Annotated in this window: 3 protein-coding genes; 2 read left to right on the forward strand and 1 reads right to left on the reverse strand. The window is 74.0% G+C overall.

Translation table 11 applies throughout. The features are described from left to right. Positions 1-802: histidine kinase dimerization/phosphoacceptor domain-containing protein (locus MR1_RS18875; RefSeq protein WP_084344945.1), on the reverse strand; the 802-nt coding region annotated here is incomplete at its 3' end. A gap of 151 nt (positions 803-953) precedes the next feature. On the opposite strand from MR1_RS18875, the gene MR1_RS18880 reads away from it, so the two are divergent. Together MR1_RS18880 and MR1_RS18885 are read left to right on the forward strand one after the other, a co-directional pair. Further along, positions 954-1367 carry a hypothetical protein gene (locus tag MR1_RS18880; RefSeq protein WP_067250774.1) on the forward strand — a complete coding sequence of 138 codons (414 nt, stop codon included), beginning with the start codon at positions 954-956 and terminating at the stop codon, positions 1365-1367. Beyond that, positions 1364-2902, forward strand: a complete 1539-nt coding sequence (locus MR1_RS18885; protein WP_067250777.1) for a multicopper oxidase family protein — start codon at positions 1364-1366, stop codon at positions 2900-2902. The genes MR1_RS18880 and MR1_RS18885 overlap by 4 nt, the downstream gene beginning before the upstream one ends. Positions 2903-2910 lie beyond the last annotated feature (8 nt).

Consider the following 2910-nt stretch of genomic DNA (forward strand, 5'->3'; position numbering starts at 1 on the left):
CGGCGCGCGCCGCGGCGAACAGATCGTCGGCCGACGCGAGGCCGAGGACGGGCGCGGGATCCGTCGTCCGGTCCGCGCGCAGCACCTTCACGGTCCGGCGCAGCTCCTGAAGCGCCTCGGAGGTCGCGGCACGGGCCTGCGCGATCGCGGCCCGGGCGGCGCCGGAGTCCGTCGCCTCGGCAGCGACCCCGGCGTGCAGCGCCGCGACCGAGAGGGTGTGCCCGATCGTGTCGTGGAGGTCGCGCGCCATGCCCATCCGCTCCTCCTGCATGCGCGCCTCGGCGGCGTGCGCCTCCTCGGCGGCGGTGAGCTCCGCGATGAGGGCGGTGCGCTCCCGCGCCTCCCGGGTCAGTCGCACCGCGACCCCGAGCGCGATCGCCGCGGCGGCGAGCGCCAGCTCGGTGACGAAGGTGTAGCCGTTCAAGGCGGCCTCGGGCTCCGAGCCGTCCAGCCGGAAGTAGGACGCGACGGCGAGGAGGACGGCGCCGCTGCCGATCGCCCAGCCGGTGCGGCGCTGCTCGGCGGCCGAGTACAGCGCGCCGACGGCGGGGAGCACCATGCCGACCGGCGGGAATCCCGCCCAGTAGAACGCGAAGACGCCGAGGACCGTGACCACGACGATCGTGCGCGGGAACCGACGCCGCAGCAGCAGGACGGAACCGAACGCCGCGGCGCAGACGTAGGCACCGACGCCGCCTCGACGCTCCGGGTCCGACGCGATGACGACCGCGATCACCAGCGCGACGGCGAGCGCGAGGCCGGCGTCGCCCAGACGCGGCTCGATGCCGGTGCGTGCGGTCATGTGTCCAGAGTAGGAACCGCGCCGCGCGACCGCGATCGATCCGGGGCGATCGGCGGATCGATCCGAGGCGACGCGGGCGTCCTCCGGCGACGACGCGGACCGACGATCCCGGGCCGATGCCCCGCGGCGCGCTGCAGCGGAACGTGGAGGCATGACGAACATCGATCCTCTTCCCGCCCCTGTCCCGCCCTCCGCCGGTCGCCCCGCTCAGCCGTCCGGCCCGCCCTGGCTGGTGATCCTCGGCCTGGCCTCGCTGGCGCTGCTGTGGCCGCTCACCGCCCTCCTCGGCTTCGGCGACGGCGCTGCCCGCGCCCTCACGCTCCTGGGCCTGATCGCGCTCGCCTGGATCGGGGTGGTGGGCTTCGCCCCGGTCCGGATGCCCGTGCTCACGCTGACGCTGACCGGCACGGCCTACGGCGTGATCACGCTGCTCATCGGGACCGTGTTCGGGACCGCGGACGGCCCGATCTGGGCCCTGCTCGTCGCGCTCGCCCTCGACGCGTTCTGGGGCATGATCGCGGGTCTGCTCGCGTTGGGGATCCAGCGTCTGCGGAGGCGGGCATGACCGGGGCGGTGCCGCGGCGACGGTGGCGCGCGTCCGCGGCGGTGCTCGCGGCGGCGGTCGTGGCGACCGCGCTCGCCGGATGCGACACGCTGTCCACCTCGCCCGTCGAGGAACGGGAGTTCGCGAACCCCCTGGCCATCCCGCCGCTCGCGCCGTCCACGGTCCAGGAGGGCGTCCGCACCTTCCACCTGACGGCGCAGCGCGGGACCACGGAGTTCCCCGGGATCGGCGAGGCCGAGACGTGGGGGTTCGACGGGTCCTTCCTCGGCCCGACGCTCCGGGCCAGCAGGGGCGAGCGGGTCGCCGTGGAGGTCGGCAACGCGCTCGACCAGCCGACCAGCGTGCACTGGCACGGCATGCACCTGCCGGCGGCGATGGACGGAGGTCCGCACCAGGCGGTGGCGCCGGGGGAGACCTGGCGGCCGACGTGGACGATCGACCAGCCGGCGGCGACGCTCTGGTATCACCCCCACCCGCACGGGGCGACCGAGGAGCACGTCTATCGGGGCCTGGCGGGCATGTTCGTGCTGGACGACGACGCGAGCCTCGCCGCCGACCTCCCCTCCGCGTACGGCGTGGACGACCTGCCGCTCATCGTGCAGGACAAGCGCTTCGACGACGAGGGCGCGCTCGTGCTCGACCGCGACGGATCCGAGCCCGGCATGCTCGGAGACACGATCCTGGTGAACGGCACACCCGGCGCCTACCGGGACGTGACGACCGAGCGGGTGCGACTGCGGCTGCTGAACGGTTCCACGGCGCGCACCTACACCTTCGCTTTCGCCGACCGGCCGATGACGATGATCGCCGGGGACGGGGGCCTGCTGGACGAGCCCCTGGAGCGGGACCGGCTGCGGCTCGCCCCGGGCGAGCGCGCCGAGGTCGTGGTGGCGTTCCAGCCGGGCGAGCGGGTGCGGCTGCGATCGGAGAAGACGGACCTGGGCGGGATCGTCGTCCCCGCGACGTCCGGGGGCAACGACGCGTTCGATGTGATGGAGTTCCGCGCGGCGGACTCCCTCGCCCCGGTCCCGCCGCCGTCGTGGCCGGAGTCGGCGGAGGCGGTCGCGGACGAGCTGCACGAGGCGGACGCCGGCACCACCCGGTCGTTCGTGCTCAACACCCGGGAGATCAACGGCGAGGAGATGGACATGAGCCGGATCGACGAGGTCGTCTACGTGGGCGATACGGAGATCTGGGAGGTCACGAGCACGCAGCCGATCCCGCACAGCTTCCACATCCACGACGTGCAGTTCCGTGTGCTCTCCGTCGGAGGGCACGCGCCGCCCCCGGAGCTGGCGGGGCGCAAGGACACGATCTACCTGAACCCGAACACCACCTACCGGCTGCTGCTGCGCTTCGAGGACTACGCCGACCCGGCGATGCCGTACATGTACCACTGCCACATGCTCCTGCACGAGGACGAGGGCATGATGGGGCAGTTCGTGGTGATCGAGCGCGGAGACGAGGCACGGGTGCGGGCTCCGGACGGCGCCGTCCCGTCCGGCGGCGCGGGCGGCCACGGCGGGCACCACTGACGCGGGTG

Source organism: Microbacterium resistens NBRC 103078 (genome assembly GCF_001552355.1).
GTDB classification, from domain to species: Bacteria; Actinomycetota; Actinomycetes; order Actinomycetales; family Microbacteriaceae; genus Microbacterium; species Microbacterium resistens.